A 22,075-nucleotide genomic window follows, 5' to 3' on the forward strand; every position below is an offset into this window, starting at 1 on the left:
GATAAAGTCCATAGATTGAATTAGATAGTAACTTTTATGCACCCAAATCGCTATTGATAATCATTTTCATTTGAACATCCTGTTAATTAGTATAGTCATTAGTTCTGTGAAAATCTTGTGAATGGTGTGAGTTAATAAAATTAAATATAAATTGGATACGGTCTCAACTAATGCGCGCTAGAGTCGTCCCCTCCACACTAACCAATAGATAAGCACCTTATAAAGTGAAACTTTATAATCAGTGGGTTTTGTTCATCCCCCACTGATTATTAGCCTTCACCAATCGGGCTTTACGGACAGCACGCCCCCCACCTAACTTCTTTGCTTTCGCTGAATTTTGAGGTTGGGGTCTTACTACCCGGCAAATAGCGGGATAAACCATGATTTCTCTTACAAAGCACGCCCATTAATAGCTAATATTTTCATAATTCATTGCCTGATAGAAACATTCTTTTTATAGTTTCCGCCTTTTAATATTTCTCAGAAACTATTTGATTATCAAATTTAATACAAAAAAACGAGTAAAACTGAAAGAAACAGTTTTACTCGTTTTTTCTATTATGACAAACTACACTTTACCTATCAACTTATTTTTATCATTCAATCATTGAATAGCCCCTGCCATGTATCGTTTCAATATATCTATCTTTCTTCTCGCACTTTAACTTTTTTCTTACGTACCCAATATATAAGTCTACTACATTTGGATTTACTACTACGTTATATCCCCAAACCTGATTCAAAAGCATTTCACGGCTCAATATTGTATTTTTATTCTTGATCAAAAATATAAGTAAATCGTACTCGCGCTTAGTAAGCGTAAGATTTTTACCACCTTTTTTCACAATATTGCTAGATGCATCAACAAAGAGATCTTTAAACTGAAAAAAGTCTGTCTCATTTTGCTGGATACAGTCACTTCTCCTTAAAATAGCTTGAACCCTTGCTACTAATTCTTCTTTCACAAATGGTTTTCTTATATAATCATCTGCTCCCGCTTGTAACCCTGCTATGCAATCCTTGCTAGAAATATTGTCGGTCACAATAATTATCGGTGTCATTTTAACAAGTCGTATTTGTCTGCAAATTTCTGGTCCCGATATACTTAATGAATCCCAATCCAATATGATAATATCCCAATTTTGTTCATATATTATATTTAAACCTTGGTTTTCATTGTGAAGTTTTAAAATGAAAGATCCTTCTTGCGAGAGACCGCTTACGATTTTCTTTGCAAAAGACCGTTCATTCTTAATTACCAACACCTGCTTCACCGATGGTTCACCTCTACTTCAATATAACTTAGTTAGATAAAAAATTATTCCCAAAAAAATAATTTAAGATTTATAAATGTTAAATCCCTAAAAAAAGCCATTATAACAGCTTATTAGGAGAACTCTATATAATCTTACAATAGATATGGATAAAAACACAAAATATATGAAGATTTAAATAAATATTTTTTAATCATTAAGGAGCAACTACAGTATCTACCTGCTTATCATCAATAACCATTTCTTCATTTTCTATTTCAGGGAGATCGCCGCATGATAAAAGAAAACATAACAAAAGCACTTATCTATAGATAAGTGCTCTTGTTATGCTTTCGCGATCGTATGATATTGATTGCCTTTAGGAAAGTGTAGTGTCACTTTTGTATATTCGTTCTCTTTCGATTCAATAGAAATATCATGCCCTAATTTATGAGACAATCGTTTCGCTAAATATAATCCTAATCCCGTTGATTTCGTATGAACTCGTCCATTCACTCCTATAAATCCACGTTCAAATACTCGTCCAGCGTCTTCAAGCTTAATACCAATTCCATTATCTTGAATAATGAGACGCTTTTCCGCTTTGTCTTCTTCCCCGATAAACTTAATTTCTCCATGCGAATCAGTATACTTCAATGCATTTGCCACAATCTGATTGACAAGAAAAGATAGCCATTTTGTATCGCTCTCTACTAAAATTTGCAAGTTTGTGCGTTTAAATTGAATGCGTTTTGAAATAAATGACTTAGCATATTTTTTCATACTAGCTCCCGTAATCGCCTCTAGAGAAACTTCTTGAATAAAATAATCTTTTGAGAAGGAATCAAGCCGTGAATAATATAAAGCTTGTTCAACGAAGTGATCTATTTTCCCTAACTCATCCTCTAATTTATCAATTAAAATAGGAGTTCGTCGTGAGCTATTAGCGAGATCTATCTATAAGGAGTTATTGTTAGCATTCTTATTCCCAGCTACTATTGGCATCTCCCATGTAATCGTTGGTATGAATATGTTCTCCTTCATTATGGTTGACCCATACTTCCGTATTTGGGTTCCACTGGCGATTTTTGCGGTAATCTACACTGTTTATTACTTAATTACAGTTCAATTGTATAAAGGTATTGTGCTTCCGAAAGAAAGATAATACAAAAAGCTGGTGACATGCTGTCATCAGCTTTTTTATACCCTTATTAATCATTTATCCACTATACTAATATATGAACTAAATTCTATTTTTAAATTTCAACAATTGATCTGAATAGACGAAAGGAGTTATTTTATTGCAACATGTGAAACAACTACTAAGAAATTCTCTACACTTTTTCTTTAGTAAACAGATTAGAAAATTTTCCGCCTATAACTTAAGCAAAAAAACAAATGCATTTATTTGTATTGCTATTTATATGTATATAGGGACCAAAATCATTTCTATTCTCTTTAGCCCCAAGGTGTTTTATGGGCTATGGCTCGTTAATATTAGTTGGCTTATGGTCATGTCACTTTATTTATATTTCGCTAAAAATATTTACTTCGAAATGAAACAAGAGCATCAAAAAGTGAAAGAATTAGCCTTCTTCTCCCTCTTTGATCCCCATAAAGAACTACTTTATCGAAGATACATTTACAAGTGCTATACAAAAATATTGTATAGCTTGCTCATCTCTGCATCGAGCTTCAATAGCTTATTACAAATTAATGTATCCATCTCAACGTCTTTTTCAGACCTAATCTCTAATGTGATGCAAATGATTTTACTTTTAAGTGCGGTAACAGTAACTAGCCTTTATCTTGCACTACAATGGACAAATATATTAATGACCATATTATTAATACTCTCTTCAGTTATCACTGGAGCGATAATAAGTACTAGTTTATTATCAACGATAGGTAGTTTAACTCATTTTGACCTTTTAAATAACTTCTCTATCATCTTAACAATTTTCATCGGAATTATCGTCCAAATGGGAATTGTATGGATACGACCTCCTTACCAACTAAGTCGTACAGAAAATGCTTTTTTCATATCCAATTCAATGATTGCAACAACGCTATTATTGCTCGTTATTTTTATTCAGGATGTTTCTGTACTACTTGGCGAGGAAATGAATTTTAATATGAGTGATTTTAAAACAAATTTAGAAAAGAAAGCTCAATTAGCTTTATTACCTTATACAATTGGCGCAACCATTAATTTTATGTATATAAAGTTAAAATCTAATCGTATCGCCCAAAAAGCAGAAATGAATATGTTAGAGGTTATTTATTTGTTAGAAGAAAATGACATCGATCGTCTTTCTCCTACACAAAAACAAACAATAGTTACTAAAATCAAGAAATGTGTCTATTACGGTGGAACATCATTCCGCTTACTTCTCCTTACAAATCCAGCAACGAAACAGTTCATAAAAAAAATGAAGTTAGATGAGAGAACTTCCTAAAATCATCTACTTCAGACTTCGGCTATTCTTTCAATAGAATAGCCTTTTTTCATACTTCTGTAAGATTCCTTACAATACTGTAAGCCAATTGTTAGTTACTTCGATGTTTCCAATCTTACATTTTATATAAACTAAAAGTAGATAATCAATCAACAATAAAGACACTTTTAAAGGAGCGAATTCTCATGAAAGAAAACCAAGACTTATTATTCAGCTACATCGCTACCGTTTCTTGCTTAGGCGGTTTCATTTTACTATCTGGCGTTGCCGCTATTATTAAAATCACTCAACAACTTTTCATGTAATATACAAATTCATTGCAATCATACATTATTAAATCACTTAAAGGAGCGAATTCTCATGAAAGAAAACCAAGACTTATTATTCAGCTACATCGCTACTGTTTCTTGCTTAGGCGGTTTCGTTTTACTATCTGGTGTTGCTGCTGTTATTAAAATCACTCAACAACTTTTTATGTAATATATCTTCTTTACTACTTTAAATTTAAGATCATTCAAGATGACTAAAAATCACTTTTTATATAGATAGCTTTCAAAATAATGGTTCCTTACAAAAATGTAAGGAACCAGTTAGATACATCGATGTTTGCACACATTTATTCCTTGTAAACTAATAACTAGTTAGCCCAGTTTAAACATACAAATAACTTATAGAGGAGTTTTCATATGAAAAAATTACTTGCTTCATGCGCTACTTTTGCACTATTCGCTAGCTTTGCGGTGGGATGTGATATATCTTCTCCAAGTAAAATTGGTACAGAAGAATACTACGTTCAAATCCAAGGTGAAGGTGAAATTAAAGATAATAAACGTGTCTATACTTTACCTACTTACGGTGAAGATGGAGGCGAAAAAAAAGTTACTTTCGCTAGTCAAAAACCAAGTAATGAAAAAATGAAAGAAAATGCATTTTTACACCTTTACATTAAACAAGAGGACAAAAAGAAAACAGATATACCAGACACAGAAGTTAAATCTTATGAAGAAGTACAAAAATCAGATTTACCTACAAAAACAAAAGAAAAATTAGGGATAAAATAATAAATGATTATCAAAAACAAATAAAAGGAGTATCTCTTGTTAAGCAAGAGATACTCCTTTTATTTGTGGAAGCATAAGTTGGCCGTGTGTTAATTATTAACCCATAAGCTGACCGTGAATTTCACAAAACAGCAAATAAAAATACCTATTAGCAGCATAGGATATTCAAAATTACTAGCTTATTCATTAGAATCTTTATATGATACACCCATGACCTCTAACAAAGAAGAGGAAATTGATAAGGTCTTGCCGTGGTCAATGGATTTAGCATCTAGTTGCAGAGTGCCGAAAAAAAGTGAAGTAAACAAAAAATAACTCTAAAATCAACTTTTATTGTATATTTTGGAGTTACTTTACGTTTACAATTACATGGTAGAGATGATTTCGTGCTTTTTCTTTTGATTTTCTACTTCGCCTTAATAAAAAATTTATTCCTGCTTTCCTACACATACTTAAAAGTAGGAGACTTCTTTCAAATTGTGTTAAAATTTTGTGAGATACTATTCGATATACATTAATAAAGGTGAGGGTACCCAGTGAACAATAACGACAATACATATTGCACTATGGTTATATTTGGAGCAACAGGAGATTTAGCGAAGAGAAAATTATTCCCTTCTATATATAGCCTATATAAAAAAGGACAGCTCTCTAAAAATTTTGCTGTTGTTGGTGTAGCGAGACGTGAATGGAGTGACGATGTATTTCGTGAAAATGTATTAACCTCTATTCAAGAATCAAAAATTGAACCAGGGAATGATTTAGATGAATTTTTAACTCATTTCCGCTACTTAGCGTTTGATGTTACGAATACTGCTTCATACCAAGATTTGAATGCATTAATTACTAACCTTGAAGAACAATTCACTATTCCAGGAAACAGAATGTTTTATATGGCGATGGCTCCTGAATTCTTTGGAACAATTGCTTCTTACTTGAAATCAGAAGGCGTGACAAACTCAAGCGGCTGGAATCGATTGATTATCGAAAAACCTTTTGGACATGACTTGCCATCCGCACAAAAATTAAATGAAGAACTTCGTCACGCATTTGCGGAAGATGAAATTTATCGCATTGACCATTATCTAGGAAAAGAAATGGTTCAAAACATTGGCGTTATTCGTTTTGCAAACGCAATATTTGAATCATTGTGGAATAATAGATACATCTCTAATATTCAAATTACATCCAGTGAATCTTTAGGCGTAGAGGATCGCGGAGGATACTATGACAATTCCGGTGCCTTAAGAGATATGATACAAAATCATATGTTACAAATGGTTGCTTTACTGGCAATGGAACCGCCAATTCGTTTAACAACAGAAGAAATCCGAAGCGAAAAAATTAAAGCATTACGTGCACTTCGACCAATAGCAGTAGACGAAGTGGATCAATACTTTGTGCGAAGTCAGTATGGTCCAGGAACAATCAACGGAAAAGAAGTTCCTGGGTACAGAAGCGAAAATAAAGTGGATCCAAACTCAAGAACGGAAACATTTGTGGCGGGTAAATTATTAATAGACAATTTCCGCTGGGCTGGTGTGCCGATCTACATTCGTACGGGTAAACGCATGCAAGAGAAATCAACAAAAATCGTTATTCAGTTTAAAGAATTGCCAATGAATTTATATTCTAAATTAGAAAACAGCGTTCATCCGAACCTGCTTATTATTCATATTCAGCCGGATGAAGGAATTTCTCTTGTTTTAAATGGTAAGAAAATCGGTACTTCTGAAAAGACGAAACCATTTAAACTTGATTACTGCAATGACTGCGTAGACGGAGTAAATACACCAGAAGCTTATGAGAAGCTGATATATGATGCAATTCAAGGCGATGCAACAAACTTTACTCACTGGGATGAAGTAGCGTTATCATGGAAATTTGTTGATGTTATTTCTAAAGCATGGAAACAGGATGTATCAACCGATTTACTTACTTATGAATCAGGATCAATGGGACCTCAAGCTTCAGATGATTTGCTTGCAGAAAACAGCTTACATTGGTGGCCAATTTCCGATGATAGTGACTATTCAATCTAATCCTAGCAAAGGCAAAAAGAGAATTTTTATGAAAAAAGTATATGACATTACAGTACCTATTTACGAAGGAATGCCTGTATATAAAAATAAACCAGAAAAAACAGCCTCAACTTTCTAAAGTTACAAACGGTCATGTAACAGAATCCACATTAAAAATGGATGCTCATACAGGAACGCATATTGATGCGCCTTTGCATATGATCAATGACGGAGACACGTTTGAAACACCTGATATCGAGAAATTGGTGGGCGAAACAAAGGTTTTTGACCTGACACATGTTGAAGGTGGTATTACTTCAATAAAATGAAACTGCCCGTTAATGCAGAATAAAAAAATGGACCAAGATTTCAATCTTGGTCCATTTTTTATTTTATATCCATTTCGTATGGAATGTACCTTCTTTATCTACTCGTTTATACGTATGTGCTCCAAAATAATCGCGCTGCGCTTGTAACAAGTTTGCAGGTAGTGTTGCAGTACGATAGCTGTCATAGTAAGAAATCGCTGCTGAAAATGCAGGTACCGGAATACCTTGTTGTACAGCCAATGAGATAATTTGACGTAATCCGCCTTGGTATGACTCCACAATTTCTTTAAAGTATGGGTCAAGTAAAAGATTCGGTAAGTCAGTGTTCTTCTCATAAGCTTCTTTAATGTTCTGTAAAAAGGCTGCACGAATAATACATCCGCCTCTCCAAAGCATAGAAATGCTGCCAAAATCAAGGTTCCAGTCATATTCCTCAGAAGCTGCCTTTAATTGCGTGAATCCTTGCGCATAAGAACAAACTTTACTCATATATAAAGCTTGGCGCACTGCTTCAATTAATTCTGCTTTTTCAATTCCAAGCGCTGGTTTATCTTTAGGGCCAGATAATAATTTGCTTGCATGCACACGCTCTTCTTTTAAAGCAGAAATACAACGTGCGAATACAGATTCTGTGATAATCGGAAGAGAAATACCTAAATCAAGTGCACTTTGGCTTATCCATTTCCCTGTGCCCTTTTGTCCCGCAGTATCAAGAATAACATCCACTAATGGCTTTCCAGTTTCTTCATCTTTTTTCGTGAAAATGTCTGCTGTAATCTCGATTAGATAACTGTTCAGTTCGCCCTTATTCCATTCAGCAAATATTTCATAAAACTCTTCTGCAGTCAAATCAAGTGTTTGTTTCAAGAAGAAATATGCTTCACAAATTAATTGCATATCTCCATACTCAATACCGTTGTGAACCATCTTTACATAGTGGCCCGCACCATTAGGTCCGATATAAGAACAGCAAGGCTCTTCATTCACTTTTGCAGAGATATTTTCAAGCATATCCTTCACTTTTTCGTATGCAGCCTTCTGTCCGCCCGGCATAATAGACGGTCCCTTCAATGCCCCCTCTTCTCCGCCTGACACACCTGCTCCAATGAAATTGATTCCATTTTCGGCAAGACGTTTGTTTCGGCGAATTGTATCGACAAAGTATGTATTACCGCCGTCAATTAAAATATCACCTTTATCGAGGTGAGGAAGCAGAGAATCAATCGCCTTATCTGTAATTTCCCCTGCATTAACCATTAACAAAATTTTTCTAGGTGATTCAAGTGAGTTAACAAACTCTTCAACCATGTGAGTACCAACCATGTTTTTATCACGGTTTTCCTCAATGATTTCATTTACTTTTTCCTTTGAAATATCATATAGGGCAACAGAATACCCTTTACTTTCAAAGTTAAGTGCGAGGCTTTTTCCCATAACGCCCACACCAACAACTCCAATTTTTTGCTTTGGCATATTTCATCGTTCCTTTCTATGCATGTTACTCTGTCTATATTATAGTATATATACCTAAAGTAACACTTTAATCAAATAATCCATCTTATTCATTTCAATATGCTCCGCCAAGATGCGTGTAAAAGATCATAGGAACACGGCACATCACCATCAAGTTAAAAAATAAAGAGAAACTTCCATCCTTATCAATTAATCATGAAAAATCACATCATCCAACTTCCGTATCCCACTTATGATCTTGCTCTACAAACACAATGCCTAATTCATGATGTCCACCGCGCTGTTTGAGCAAGGTGAAGCTAACCTTTTGTATCAAGTACTTCTAACTTACAAAATGCCCCTGTCGTCTTGGACTGCAGCGCATCCTAAAACTCCTCTGTACTTTTAGGAATCACGCCGTTTATTTAAGTAATAACCTCTCCGGGCTTCAGATTAAATTCTGCACCGACTGTATTCGGGATCGTGCCTAACAACTACTAATCCATCATTGCGCGCTGTAAAATACGCTGGACGCGTTTCATCAGCAAATCGTTCCCTCATTGGCATACGGCAACGATCCGGACATTGACCCGCCACATCTGTAAAAAATAGAATTTTTGTATCTTTTTACTTTTCCAAACCCGAAATATTCTATTTAAATTGTTTTTTAACAATATACATTTTAAATTCATCCCAGTAGAGTGTACTTAATTGGGACGGTAGACTATTTGCCAATTTCCCTAAGGAAAGAGTATCCCATATGACTTATCCCAAAAGTTTAATTGGAAAAATTTTCAGATGTGGCGGGTTATTTTTTGAATCGTTTCCGTACCCCTTTTACTGTCTAGAAAGGTCTATACAAATAAGCTTAGTAATAAAGTAAATCCTAATCCGGCTACGGAAATGATAGTCTCAAGCAAGGTCCATGTTGCAAATGTTTCTTTCATGCTTAAACCAAAGTACTCTTTGAACATCCAGAAACCAGCATCGTTCACGTGTGAAGCAATTAAACTACCAGCTCCTGTTGCAAGGACAACTAAAGCAAGGTTAACGTCAGAGTGACCTAACATCGGGATCACTAAACCGACAGTTGTTAATGAAGCAACCGTAGCAGACCCTAATGAAATACGTAAGATGGCAGCGATAATCCATGCGAGCAAGATCGGTGATAATGAAGTTCCTTTGAATAATTCGGCTACATAGTTACCAACGCCGCCATCAATTAATACTTGTTTGAAGGCTCCGCCTCCGCCAATAATTAAGAGCATCATCCCAATATTTGAGATCGCTGTTGTACAAGATTCCATCACGTTCTTGATTGGAATATTTCTTGCCAATCCCATTGTATAGATCGCAACTAATAAGGATATCAACATGGCAGTATCCGCATTCCCAATAAACTGGATCGCTGCTAGTAAACTATTATCTTTAAATCCCATTGTTTTTTGCAGCAAAGTAATAATTGTAGCGATTGCCATTAAAATAACAGGCAGTAAAGCGGTAAAAACACTGATTCCAAAGCCAGGAGTTTCTTCAAGTTTAAATACTCTCTGCTCGCCTAAAGATTTGATATTACCAGTTTTTGTGAATGCTTCAGGTACTAGTTTTTTTGCAATTTTAGTAAATACAGGTCCCGCTAAAATAACTGTTGGAACCGCTATCATAAAACCGTAAAGTAATACTTCACCGATGTTTGCATGCAACTCACCAGCGATAGCAGTTGGTCCTGGGTGTGGCGGTAAAAATCCGTGTGTTACAGATAAAGCTGCTGCCATCGGAATACCGAGATATAAGATAGAAACTTTTAATTCTCTTGAAATAGCAAATACAATCGGAATTAATAATACTAATCCTACTTCAAAAAATAATGCAATACCGATAATAAATGAGGCAGTCACAACAGCCCATTGAATGTTCTTTTCACCAAATTTGTTCACAAGGGTCATGGCAATGCGTTGTGCGCCCCCAGCATCTGAAAGCAACTTACCTAACATCGCACCAAGTCCAAAAACGAGTGCTAAATGACCAAGTGTTCCGCCTAATCCTGCTTCAATGGTTTTAACAATTTTTTCTGGCGGCATTCCAAGTGCTAAAGCAACGCCGAACGATACAATGATTAATGAAATAAAGGTATTTAATTTAAAGCGCATTATCAGTAAAAGTAATGCTAAAATCCCAATTGCTACAATGACTAATGGCATCGTAATTCCCCCATAATATTAGCTGTATTTGTGTTTATCCCCTATTTTTTTGGTAGTAACCCCCAACCTCAAAATTTAAAGAGAGATGAGGAGTGGGGGATCACTGATGAAAGTTTTACTTTATTAAATTTCTTTGATAATTAGCAATTCGTGTATAATCGTCTTCTAATACTCTTGATAGGTTGATAAATATCGGTAGTAATTGTCTATATTCTTTTGTTGCTTCTTCTTTCGGTGTGTGTTTATAGGTGCTGCCAACCATTTCGGAAACGATTTCAAAAGAATCAATTTTTCCTGTAGCATAGAGACCTAATATACATGCACCTAGACAGGAGCTTTCGTAGCTTTTTGGAACAACGACTTCAGATGAGAAAATATCGGACATCATTTGTCGCCAAACGTCAGACCTTGCGAAGCCTCCTGTTGCTTGAATACGGGTCACAGGACCGTCCATACATTCGATTAATGCTAAAAATACCGTGTATAAATTATAAATAACGCCTTCTAAAGCTGCACGAATCATATGTTCCTTCTTATGTGACATAGTTAAGCCGAAGAATGATCCACGTACATCTGGATTCCATAATGGCGCACGTTCACCTGCGAGGTATGGGTGGAATAATAATCCGTCTGCGCCAGGTCTCACTCGTTCAGCAATTTTGGTTAATACATCGTATGGATCAATTCCTAGTCTTTTCGCAGTTTCTACTTCTGATGAAGCAAGTTCATCGCGAATCCAGCGAAGGACCATCCCTCCATTGTTTACCGGTCCACCAATTACCCAATGTTTTTCCGTTAAGGCATAACAGAATATTCTTCCTTTTTCATCTGTTTGCGGCTTGTCAATGATGGTTCGAATGGCACCACTTGTCCCGATTGTGACTGCAATCTCACCTTTTCTAATTGCATTCACACCTAGATTAGAAAGCACTCCATCACTGGCACCAATGACAAACGGTGTTTGTGAATCGATACCAATCTTTTTAGCTAAATCCGGATTGCAGTTGCTAAATATTTTGGTGGTTGGTACGAGCTCAGATAATTGAGCAGGTGTTACACCAGCAATTTTTAAAGCTTCTTCATCCCAATCTAGTGTTTGTAGATTCATCATCCCCATGCATGAAGCGAGAGAATGATCCACAACATATTGATCAAAGAATTTTTTAAAGATATATTCTTTTATTCCGATATATTTTTTCGTTTTGACTGCGATTTCAGGATAGTCATTCACAATCCAAGTAATTTTACTTAATGGTGACATGGGGTGAATGGGTGTTCCTGTTCGTCTATAAACTTCATGGCCATTCAGTTCATCTTTGATTTTATGTGCCCATGCCTCACTGCGATTATCTGCCCAGGTGATACAAGGTGTCAGCGGATGGTCATTTTCATCCATTGCAATGACACTGTGCATGGCGCTGCTAAATGAAATAAACGATGGTTTTTTATCTGAATGATGTCTCGTTATATTTGAAATCGCTCGCAAAACAGCTTGAAAAATCTCTTCTGGATCTTGTTCCGCTGTGGATATATCCGGTGTGCGAAGTGGGTAACCAATATTCTCTGTTTGGACGACTTCACCTTTTTCAGTAAATAATACTGCTTTGGTACTTGTTGTACCGATATCTATACCTAACATATAGCTACTCATGTTCTTGCTCTACTCCTTTAGATAACATTTGTTGTGACATCCAGAGGTCTTCAACTTTCCCTTGAACATCATCAAAGTTTTGATGTAAGACCTCAATCATGAGGGCTCGATCTTTTGATTCAATCGCTTTTATATAAAGCTCATGATTTTTGATAATCCGTTCAAAGTCTTCGTATTTTTCCTTGAAACGGGTACGCATTGATAAAAGGACTAAGCTTTCCATAACAGGCTTTAAATTATTCCACATCATCAGGATATGGGAATGATGAATAGTGCGAATAATCGTTTCATGGAATAAGACATCTTGATAAGAAAACTCATCAGCATCATGATATTTAATGGCGATTTTCATCATTTCTATAATTTTATTCAGTTCCTTTACTAACTCGTTCGTGTCCATTTTTACAAGCCGTTCAAAGATAAACGTTTCTATGAGTAAACGAACATCGTATATTTCTTCAATTTCTTTTTCGGTTAAACCAATGACAACTGCGCCCATTCTTTCTAAGCGAATGATATTTTCTGAGGCCAGTACTTTTAATGCTTCACGAACAGGTGACCGACTTACAGAAAAATCGGCGGCTAATTTATTTTCTGATAGAATGGTACCGTTTTCAATTTTACCTGCAATAATACGCATTCTAAGTTCGCTCGCAACACGATCACCAGTAGAAGCTTTTGAAAGCCATTTTTCAGGATAAAGAAATTCTATTGATTCCGTCATAACGTCACCTTCTCATGTTAATCAAGTATACTTGTATACAAGTATTATAACTCAGATTTTTAATTATGCAAGCGCTTTACTTTTTGTGTCGATTTTTTAGGAGGACAGCCGAGATATTGGAATTATCTTGAATTTTCAAATCAAGAAGCATAAGTTGGCCATAAACTAAAAGAAGCATAAGTTGGCCAAAACGGCCATCTTATGCTTCTTGTTATATACAAAATAAAAAAACCACCAAATATGTATTGGTGGAGACGGTGGGAGTCGAACCCACGTCCAAAAATATCGGCACTTAAGCTTCTACGAGTGTAGTCGATATATTAGTATTTCGCAAACTCTTCAGCCTATCGACAGGCTTCCAAGTTGCTAGTCTGATTGTTCTCTTCCTTCGCCCTCAGACGGCGAACTCCGGCGTAGTCCACTTAGTTTGAGTCCCTTACCCTACCACATGGACGATGGAGGGAGGAACCTTTAGTGCAATTAAGCAGCTAAAGAAAGATTGTTTTGTTTGCCAATTATAGGCTTTGACGTTTTAACGAGGCCGATCCCCTCGACTCGCAACCTAAGCTCGAACTATCCCTGTCGAATCCGTAACGTCCCCATGATAAAAATGGAGCATACGAAGAAAATATCGTGATAGCTACTAAGAGCTGTTTTTCAATGTGCAACAACCTTACATAAGTTATTATATCATACGCGCGCCGTTTTACAAATGTAAATATCTGTATTACATCTTTTGGCGATCACGGAACACGCGTGCAATCTCACGTTTAGCTTCTTTCTCTTTTAAATCGTGACGTTTATCATATTGCTTCTTACCTTTTGCTAAACCAAGTGCCATCTTTGCAAATCCATTTTTCAAATAGATTCTAAGTGGAACTAATGCGTAACCTGTTTCTTTTGCAGCTCCCGCTAGTTTATCAATTTCTTTTTTATGCAGAAGTAATTTTCTCGTACGAAGTGGATCATGGTTGAAACGATTCCCTTGTTCGTACGTATTAATGTGCATATTATGAACCCATACTTCACCATTATGTACACGTGCAAACGCATCTTTCAAGTTTACGCGACCAGCGCGAATCGACTTAATTTCCGTTCCTTGAAGGACAAGCCCTGCTTCGTATGTTTCTTCGATGAAATAATCATGAAATGCTTTTTTATTTTGTGCAATAACCTTACCTGTACCTTTTGGCATATAACGTCCCTCCTCTATTTTTACTATTGTAACAAATGTAAACAAAAAGCGAAAGTGGCTCGCTCAGAATCTTTGGACATTGGAGCTCCCGACAGAGAAGCGCTTTTTGCTTCGTCCGAGGGAGTGAAATGGCCAATAGATTCTAGCCACTGTAGCTGGATTACAATAAAAAGAAAAAGCCCCGCTTTTCATCAAAGCGAAGCCATCCTTTTCTTACTTACGCTTTTTCTTTTTCTTCTTGAATCCTGGTACATTTTCAAAGAATCCTTTTTTCTTCTTACCATTCCCATCTTTTTTCCCTGACTGGCTAGCAGATGTGGATGTGGAAGCGGATGCGGATGCTTTTCCTTTACCGCCACGGTCAAACTTTCTTCCTGCGCCGCGTTCGCCACCGCGCTCATTACTACGCTCGCTACGTCCACCGCGTTTCTTTCTGCCTGTTCTTGGCTGTTCGATAACGACTGGACGATCTTTGAACTTACGACGAGGTGTTCCTTTCATGCCAACGATTTCAAAGTCGATTGCACGCTCGTCTTTGTTTACATTAATAACGCGAATTGTAATTTCGTCACCGATACGGAACACGTTACCTGTACGTTCTCCAATCATTGCGAAATGTTTTTCGTCATAACGGTAGTAATCATCTGTTAAGTAGCTAACGTGTACAAGACCTTCGATTGTATTTGGAAGCTCTACGAATAAACCGAAGTTTGTTACAGAGCTAATCATACCGTCATACTCTTCGCCAATCTTATCAACCATATACTCTGCTTTTTTCATTTCATCTGTTTCACGCTCTGCTTCAACAGCACGGCGTTCCATATTAGAAGAGTGCTCTGCAATCTCAGGTAAGTTTTCACGCCATTTCGCTTGCGTTTCGTTGTCGACTTTACCGTTGATGATATATTCACGAATTAATCGATGAACAATCGTATCTGGATAACGACGAATTGGTGATGTGAAATGCGTGTAGAACTCCGTTGATAAACCGAAATGTCCTAAGCTGTCCGAATCATAACGTGCTTGCTTCATAGAACGAAGCATAACTGTTGAAATAACTACTTCTTCAGGCTGACCTTGAACCATTTCAAGAATTTGCTGCAACGCACGAGGATGTATTTCATTCGCACGTCCTTTTACTGCATATCCGAAGTTTGTTACAAACTCAAAGAAACGCTCAAGCTTATCTTCTTTCGGATCTTCATGGACACGGTACATAAACGGTACGTTCATCCAGTGGAAGTGCTCTGCTACTGTTTCGTTCGCAACAAGCATAAACTCTTCAATTAACTTCTCTGATACAGAACGATCACGCATTACAACATCAGTCGGTTTTCCTTCTTCATCTACTAACACTTTTGCTTCTTTAAAGTCAAAGTCAATTGCACCACGGCGCATACGTTTTTCACGTAAAATTTGAGCTAATTGGCCCATCTCTTTAAACATCGGTACTAACGGCTCATAGCGTTTGATTAACTCTTCGTCCTCATCTTCTAAAATGCTTCTTACGTCAGCATACGTCATACGCTCTGTCGTTTTAATAACACTTTGGAAAATCTCGTGCTTTACAACATCACCTAGATTGTTGATTTCCATTTCACAAGATAGTGTCAGACGGTCTACTTTTGGATTTAACGAACAAATACCGTTTGATAAACGATGCGGAATCATCGGAATTACACGGTCTACAAGATATACACTCGTCGCTCTCTCTGCTGCTTCAACATCAATTGGAGAACCTTCTTGAACGTAATGACTTACATCCGCAATATGAACACCAAGCTTGTAGTTACCGTTCTCAAGCTTCGTTACTGTAACAGCGTCATCTAAGTCTTTTGCATCTGCGCCGTCAATTGTAACAATCATTTGATCACGTAAATCACGGCGATCTTTTAAATCTCCTTCTGAAATCGTTTCTGGTACACTGTTTGCATGTTCCATAACTTCTTCAGGGAACGCCAACGGTAAATGATGTTTATGAATAACAGATAAAATATCTACCCCTGGATCATTTTTATGACCTAGAATTTGAATAACTTCACCTTCTGCACTTAAACGGTTCTCTGGATAGCTCGTAATTTTCACAACTACTTTATGACCTTCCACAGCGCCCATAGATGCACTTTTCAAGATGAAAATGTCACTCGTCCATCGCTTATTGTCAGGTATGACAAATCCAAAGTTTTTCGACTCTGTATATGTACCAACTAGTTCCTTCGTTCCACGCTCTAAAATACGTACAATTGAACCTTCTTGGCGTGATCCACTTGATTGTGAGCTAACACGTGCTAATACTGTATCGCCATGAAGTGCACCGTTCAACTCTGTAGGCGGGATGAAAAGATCATCGTCTCCCGTTTTCTTCTCATCTGGTACAACGAATGCAAAGCCACGTGCGTGTCCAATTAATTTACCGCGTACTAAGCTCATTTTTTCTGGAAGACCGTAGCGATTACTACGTGTGCGGATAACAAGTCCCTTCTCTTCCATCATTACAAGTGCCTTTACAAAATCTTTAAAGCCTTCAGAACCTTCAATTCCAAATGCCGCTTCTAACTCTTGTATTGTTAACGGTTTATACGCTTCTTCTCTCATAAATAATAACAACTTATCAATATGTTCTTGTATGATTTCTTCCAAGCAGAAATACCTCCTTTAAACCCTTATATTATTTAGTGTATCCGAAAGATGGGGGATGTATAAAGCGAAACTTTAATCATCTCCCAATGATTTTTTACAGTTTTCATAAAATGAAACTTTAATCAGTAGAGGGTTATCCATCTTCACTGATTATTAGCCCACAACCACCGGGATAAAAAATTCCCTTATGAAAAAAAGAGGCAACTAGACCTTACCAATCTAGTTGCTCCAAGAAGTTATATACATCCTCATGTAGCTCTTCACGCTGTTTATCAAGTGTGATGACATGCGTAGAGTCTTCATACCATTTAATGTCTTTTAACGTAGATTCTACACCGTTATAAATAATGTTAGCACTATCTGTATTAATCATTTCATCATGGCGTGCTTGTACAACGAATGTTGGCGCATAAATCATATCCACATTATTGCGTACGTCACGAATTAACTCTTGTAATGCTTTTAATGTATTCATCGGTGTCTGTTTAAATTCAAACATTTCCTTTTCAATTTGCTCTGGTGATTTTTGTTCACGTTTTTTATATTCGCGTGCATATGCCAATATACCTTGGTACATAATTTCTTCACTTTTAATGTACATCGGTGCACACATTGGTACAACACCTAAAATCGGTAATGTATAAGCAAGTTTTAATGAGAATACTCCGCCTAATGATAATCCAACCGCAGCTATTTTCTCGTAACCTTGATCTTTTAAATGCTGGTAGGCATTCATTACATCTTTCCACCAGTCTTCAGGACCTGTATGAACAAGCTGCTCTGGTGGTACGCCGTGTCCTTTATAAATTGGCGCATGACAAGTATAGCCTTTCTTCTCTAAGAAACGCCCTAGCATGCGTACATCAGCTGAGTTCCCTGTGAATCCATGTAATAATAAAACAGCGCGGTCTCCACCTTCAAATGTAAATGGTTTTGGAGATGCTAATTTCATCATGTACTTCTCCTCTTTCTCTTCTGTAATCTAGTCGTATTCTTTCTATATCTAGTGTACCATATTTATATTTCTATAATCTAATTAGAAACATCTTTCAAATGGCAAAACAAAAAAAGAAGAACCATTAGTACATCTTACTAACGCTTCTTCTTTCAATTCTATAAGTTTAAGTACGTAACACCAATTGTTAATGCGAAGAACAATACAGCTAAAACAATTGTAATGCGGTTTAATACCGCTTCAATTCCACGTGCTTTTTGCTTACCAAATAATTGCTCTGCACCGCCTGAAATTGCACCTGAAAGGCCTGAGCTATTACTAGACTGCATAAGTACCATAACAATCATTAAAATCGATACAATAATAAGTAAAACGGATAATAACGTATGCACTTGGCGTACCTCCTACAAAGATTCAGTTATTCCAACTGTAGCATAAATCCTATAGAAAAGCGAGAGCTATAGGGTCGCTCTCGCTTTTCTTCTATTACATAAACATCATTGCAAATAATGGTCCGAGCACGCATGTCAAAATTGCTGTTAATGTCATTGTTACCGATCCAATAACACCTTCATGCTCATTATTTTTCATCGCTCTCATAACACCCATAATATGAGACGCACATCCAAAGCCAATCCCTTTACCAACCGAGTTTGTAACGCGGCTCCATTTTAACAAAATTGGTCCTGTAATCGTTCCGGTAATCCCTGCGATAACGACGAAAGCCGCTGTTAAGGATGGGACACCACCCACTTGTTCAGATACACTCATCGCAACTGGCATTGTCACTGACTTTGGTAAAGAAGATAAAATTAAACTTTTATCTGTTCCCATAAGTGTGGCGATAGCCATATCACTTGCAATCGCCACTGTCGTTCCAACAATTACACCACCAGCAATTGGTACAACATATTTTTGCAGAACATGACGTTGTTTATAAAGCGGGATTGCAAATGCTACAACACCTGGCCCAAGTAACTTCGCAATCCAGCCACCACCACTTTCCATATAATTTTGATATGGTATATCAAGCACTATAAATAAGAAAGCCATTAATCCTGTCGCTACAAGCATTGGAATGGTAAATGGTGTTGGAAATAATTTATAGATTTTTTTAGATAATTGATATAATAGCACCGTAAAAAGAACCCAACCGATTCCGATTAATATTTGGCTCATTGTGTCTCTTTTTCCTTTCTATTCGCAAGGTATTGTCCTGTATGTCCTGCGACAATAATGATTAAAAATGTACTCGCTATAACTGTAATGAAAAGAGAAATTCCTTTACTCATAAAAAAAGCACCGTAATTCATTAGGCCAAGCGTTGGCGGAATTAATAAAAACGGCATAATAGCAACGAGTGTTTCTGCTCCTAAATCAAACCATTTCACTGGAAGTACTTTTAGGCTAAGTAAAACAAGTAAGAAAAACATCCCAATCAAACTTCCTGGAATGGGTATATTTAACATTTCTTGAACCCAATTTCCAACCATATAAAACACGTAAAGAGCAGCAATTTGGACAAGAATCTTTGTAAATTTCATGTTCATCATCCCTCATGTTTATACGATCTTCTGTTAATATCTTTATCATAGTATAAATTGTAAAAAGCTGCAATTTATCAAATCGACAACAAAAAAACGACATGATATACGCTTACACCCTTGATATGACTGTGTTTCCGAATGAATTTTACGTCAAAAACCTTGACCTATTATGTAAAGTTTATATTTTCTGAATTTAAGGGGTTATTATTTTAAGAAAATAATCTTTTTATTCTTCTCATCCCAAATCTTACATATATATAAATAAGATAGGTGGTGAACATATGCCAAAAAAGGTTCTCATTTTTTGTGATCCTGGAATTGATGATACGATGGCTCTTCTCTTAGCATTCTTTATCGATGAAATAGAAATCATTGGTATCGTTGCAGATTACGGCAATGTTCCAAAAGAAATGGCCGTGCAAAATGCTCATTTTCTTAAACATGAAATAAAGAATAGAAACATTAAGATATTCGGTGGTTCAGAACGTCCTCTTACTGGTTCCCCTCCTGCGTTCTTTACGGATGTACATGGGAAGCAGGGGCTCGGGCCAATTATCCCTAAGAAAAATGTGACTAACGGAGAAATGGAGAATTTTTTCGAAGTTATTCCTCTTATTGAACAGTATAAAGATGAATTAATCATTGTAAGTTTAGGAAGACTTACCTCCCTAGCAATTTTATTCATTGTATGTAAACAGTTAATGAAGCAAATTAAATCTTATTACGTAATGGGTGGTGCCTTTTTGCATCCCGGTAACGTTACCCCTATTTCAGAAGCAAACTTTTATGGTGATCCTACTGCTGCTAATATAGTCCTTCAATCCGCAGCTAACATGTACATATACCCATTAAACGTAACCCAGTATTCCGTCATTACACCAGAAATGGCTGAGTACATTGACGCAAAAGGAAAAGCCCCACTTGTCAAACCGTTATTCGACCATTATTACTACGGATATTATAAAGATATCTTGCCGCATTTAAAGGGAAGTCCATTTCATGACACAATACCAATACTAGCTTTATTTGATAACTCTATGTTCACTTATCACCAGTCACCAATTATTGTCATGACAGAATCTTATGCACAGGGGGCAAGTATTGGAGAATTTCGTTCTTTAGTGCAGCCAAAGCCATTTATTGATTTGCCGAGTCATCAAATCGCAATTGATTTTGATTATAACCGCTTCTTTAAATATTTTATGTCGCTTATGACGGGTGAGCAATTTTAACATAAAAAAACAGACCGTGATTTCTCACGGTCTGTCGTTATTTTCTGCAATTATCGTTTGATATTGTAGAAAGATTTTAAACCATCGTAAACAGCGATTTCGCCTAGTTCGTCTTCGATGCGTAATAATTGGTTGTACTTAGCAATACGGTCAGTACGGCTCATAGAACCAGTTTTGATTTGGCCAGCGTTAGTTGCAACTGCGATGTCAGCGATTGTAGCATCTTCAGTTTCACCAGAACGGTGAGATACAACTGCTGTGTAACCAGCACGTTTAGCCATTTCGATAGCTTCGAAAGTCTCAGTTAAAGTACCGATTTGGTTAACTTTAATTAAGATTGAGTTAGAGATACCTTTTTCGATACCTTCAGCAAGTTTTTGAGTGTTAGTTACGAATAAGTCGTCACCAACTAATTGTACTTTATCACCGATACGCTCAGTTAATAATTTGTGACCATCCCAGTCGTTTTCGTCTAAACCATCTTCAATAGAGATGATTGGGAAGTCTTTGCAAAGCTCTTCGTAGAAATCAACCATTTCTGCAGAAGTTAAGCCAGTACGGCCTTCGCCTGCAAGGTCATATTTACCAGTTTCTTTGTTGTAGAACTCAGAAGAAGCAACGTCCATTCCTAAGAATACGTTCTCGCCAGCTTTGTAACCAGCTTTTTCGATAGCTTCGATGATTACTTCTAGAGCTTCACGGTTAGAACCAAGGTTTGGAGCGAATCCACCTTCGTCACCTACTGCAGTGTTAAGACCTTTGTCATGTAATACAGCTTTAAGTGCATGGAATACTTCAGCACCCATACGGATTGATTCTTTGAATGTTGGAGCACCAACTGGTAAGATCATGAACTCTTGGAAGTCAACGTTGTTATCAGCGTGAGAACCACCGTTGATGATGTTCATCATTGGAGTTGGTAATTGTTTTGCATTGAATCCACCAAGGTAACGGTATAATGGAAGACCTACGAAGTCAGCTGCTGCGTGAGCTACTGCCATAGATACACCAAGGATAGCGTTAGCGCCTAGTTTACCTTTGTTTGGAGTGCCATCTAATTCGATCATAGCACGGTCGATACCAGCTTGGTCAGTTACGTCGAAACCAACGATTTCTGGAGCGATTGCTTCGTTAACGTTGTTTACTGCGTTCATAACACCTTTACCAAGGTAACGAGATTTGTCACCGTCACGTAATTCTACTGCTTCGTGCTCACCAGTAGATGCACCACTTGGTACGATAGCGCGTCCGAAAGCGCCGCTTTCTGTGTAAACTTCTACTTCTACAGTTGGGTTACCACGAGAGTCAAGGACTTCGCGAGCATAAACATCAATAATTGTTGACATAATAAATTC

General features: G+C 36.8%; 17 protein-coding genes, 1 other RNA gene and 4 pseudogenes. 7 read left to right on the plus strand and 15 right to left on the minus strand.

Annotated elements, in window-relative coordinates; all coding sequences use genetic code 11:
- Positions 1-596: 596 nt before the first annotated feature.
- Entirely contained in the window at positions 597-1,274 is a 678-nt protein-coding gene (locus tag BAU27_RS10365) for a response regulator transcription factor (protein ID WP_071770831.1), read from the minus strand.
- Between the two features lie 324 nt (positions 1,275-1,598).
- Positions 1,599-2,180 (minus strand): annotated as a pseudogene (locus BAU27_RS10370) (ATP-binding protein); the annotation flags it as partial.
- Between BAU27_RS10370 and BAU27_RS10375 the strand changes: the two are divergent.
- The 6 genes and pseudogenes from BAU27_RS10375 to BAU27_RS10400 form a co-directional block, all read left to right on the plus strand.
- Positions 2,173-2,418, plus strand: a pseudogene (locus BAU27_RS10375) (ABC transporter permease); the annotation flags it as partial. The pseudogenes BAU27_RS10370 and BAU27_RS10375 sit on opposite strands and share 8 nt — an antisense overlap.
- Before the next feature lie 136 nt (positions 2,419-2,554).
- Positions 2,555-3,712, plus strand: a complete 1,158-nt coding sequence (locus tag BAU27_RS10380) for a hypothetical protein (RefSeq protein WP_071770832.1) — start codon at positions 2,555-2,557, stop codon at positions 3,710-3,712.
- A gap of 360 nt (positions 3,713-4,072) precedes the next feature.
- Positions 4,073-4,192, plus strand: coding sequence for a DUF4027 family protein (locus BAU27_RS32300; protein ID WP_175546532.1), 120 nt, complete (start codon positions 4,073-4,075; stop codon positions 4,190-4,192).
- 206 nt (positions 4,193-4,398) lie between these two features.
- The gene (locus BAU27_RS10385; protein ID WP_071770833.1) at positions 4,399-4,773 is read left to right on the plus strand and encodes a YxeA family protein; all 375 of its coding nucleotides are present in this window, start codon (positions 4,399-4,401) and stop codon (positions 4,771-4,773) included.
- Positions 4,774-5,339: 566 nt separating this feature from the next.
- Positions 5,340-6,815 (plus strand): glucose-6-phosphate dehydrogenase, encoded by a 1,476-nt coding sequence (gene zwf, locus BAU27_RS10395; protein WP_139254638.1) that lies wholly within the window; start codon positions 5,340-5,342, stop codon positions 6,813-6,815.
- A gap of 28 nt (positions 6,816-6,843) precedes the next feature.
- A pseudogene (locus tag BAU27_RS10400) lies at positions 6,844-7,111 on the plus strand (cyclase family protein); the annotation flags it as partial.
- Between the two features lie 75 nt (positions 7,112-7,186).
- Here BAU27_RS10400 and gndA read toward each other — a convergent pair.
- From gndA to BAU27_RS10460, 12 genes and pseudogenes are all read right to left on the minus strand, one after another.
- Positions 7,187-8,596: an NADP-dependent phosphogluconate dehydrogenase gene (gene gndA / locus BAU27_RS10405; RefSeq protein ID WP_071770835.1), complete on the minus strand. Its 1,410-nt coding sequence runs from the start codon at positions 8,594-8,596 to the stop codon at positions 7,187-7,189.
- A 208-nt stretch (positions 8,597-8,804) separates the two neighbouring features.
- A pseudogene (locus tag BAU27_RS10410) lies at positions 8,805-9,130 on the minus strand (PDZ domain-containing protein); the annotation flags it as partial.
- Between the two features lie 299 nt (positions 9,131-9,429).
- On the minus strand, positions 9,430-10,776 hold the full coding sequence (gntP, locus tag BAU27_RS10415) for a gluconate permease GntP (protein WP_071770836.1): 1,347 nt from the start codon (positions 10,774-10,776) through the stop codon (positions 9,430-9,432).
- Positions 10,777-10,891: 115 nt separating this feature from the next.
- Positions 10,892-12,427 (minus strand): gluconokinase, encoded by a 1,536-nt coding sequence (gene gntK / locus BAU27_RS10420; protein WP_071770837.1) that lies wholly within the window; start codon positions 12,425-12,427, stop codon positions 10,892-10,894.
- Positions 12,420-13,151, minus strand: coding sequence for a GntR family transcriptional regulator (locus tag BAU27_RS10425; protein WP_071770838.1), 732 nt, complete (start codon positions 13,149-13,151; stop codon positions 12,420-12,422). The genes gntK and BAU27_RS10425 overlap by 8 nt, the downstream gene beginning before the upstream one ends.
- 246 nt (positions 13,152-13,397) lie before the next feature.
- Positions 13,398-13,752: a transfer-messenger RNA gene (gene ssrA / locus BAU27_RS10430) on the minus strand.
- Positions 13,753-13,878: 126 nt separating this feature from the next.
- On the minus strand, positions 13,879-14,346 hold the full coding sequence (gene smpB, locus BAU27_RS10435) for an SsrA-binding protein (protein WP_001123920.1): 468 nt from the start codon (positions 14,344-14,346) through the stop codon (positions 13,879-13,881).
- A gap of 213 nt (positions 14,347-14,559) precedes the next feature.
- Positions 14,560-16,986 (minus strand): ribonuclease R, encoded by a 2,427-nt coding sequence (gene rnr, locus BAU27_RS10440; protein WP_071748045.1) that lies wholly within the window; start codon positions 16,984-16,986, stop codon positions 14,560-14,562.
- Between the two features lie 211 nt (positions 16,987-17,197).
- The gene (locus BAU27_RS10445) at positions 17,198-17,938 is read right to left on the minus strand and encodes an alpha/beta hydrolase (RefSeq protein WP_165616086.1); all 741 of its coding nucleotides are present in this window, start codon (positions 17,936-17,938) and stop codon (positions 17,198-17,200) included.
- A 161-nt stretch (positions 17,939-18,099) separates the two neighbouring features.
- Entirely contained in the window at positions 18,100-18,333 is a 234-nt protein-coding gene (gene secG / locus BAU27_RS10450) for a preprotein translocase subunit SecG (protein ID WP_000557262.1), read from the minus strand.
- Between the two features lie 94 nt (positions 18,334-18,427).
- Positions 18,428-19,120: an LrgB family protein gene (locus tag BAU27_RS10455; RefSeq protein ID WP_071748043.1), complete on the minus strand. Its 693-nt coding sequence runs from the start codon at positions 19,118-19,120 to the stop codon at positions 18,428-18,430.
- Positions 19,117-19,494, minus strand: coding sequence for a CidA/LrgA family holin-like protein (locus BAU27_RS10460; protein ID WP_175546533.1), 378 nt, complete (start codon positions 19,492-19,494; stop codon positions 19,117-19,119). Before BAU27_RS10460 ends, BAU27_RS10455 begins: the two co-directional genes overlap by 4 nt.
- Positions 19,495-19,769: 275 nt before the next feature.
- Here BAU27_RS10460 and BAU27_RS10465 point away from each other — a divergent pair, with 275 nt between their 5' ends.
- Positions 19,770-20,720, plus strand: a complete 951-nt coding sequence (locus BAU27_RS10465; RefSeq protein ID WP_071770839.1) for a nucleoside hydrolase — start codon at positions 19,770-19,772, stop codon at positions 20,718-20,720.
- A 50-nt stretch (positions 20,721-20,770) separates the two neighbouring features.
- On the opposite strand, the gene eno is transcribed toward BAU27_RS10465, so the two are convergent.
- Positions 20,771-22,066 (minus strand): phosphopyruvate hydratase, encoded by a 1,296-nt coding sequence (gene eno, locus BAU27_RS10470; protein WP_002124088.1) that lies wholly within the window; start codon positions 22,064-22,066, stop codon positions 20,771-20,773.
- Positions 22,067-22,075: the final 9 nt, after the last annotated feature.

Source organism: Bacillus sp. NH11B (assembly GCF_001884205.1).
GTDB classification, from domain to species: domain Bacteria; phylum Bacillota; class Bacilli; order Bacillales; family Bacillaceae_G; genus Bacillus_A; species Bacillus_A proteolyticus.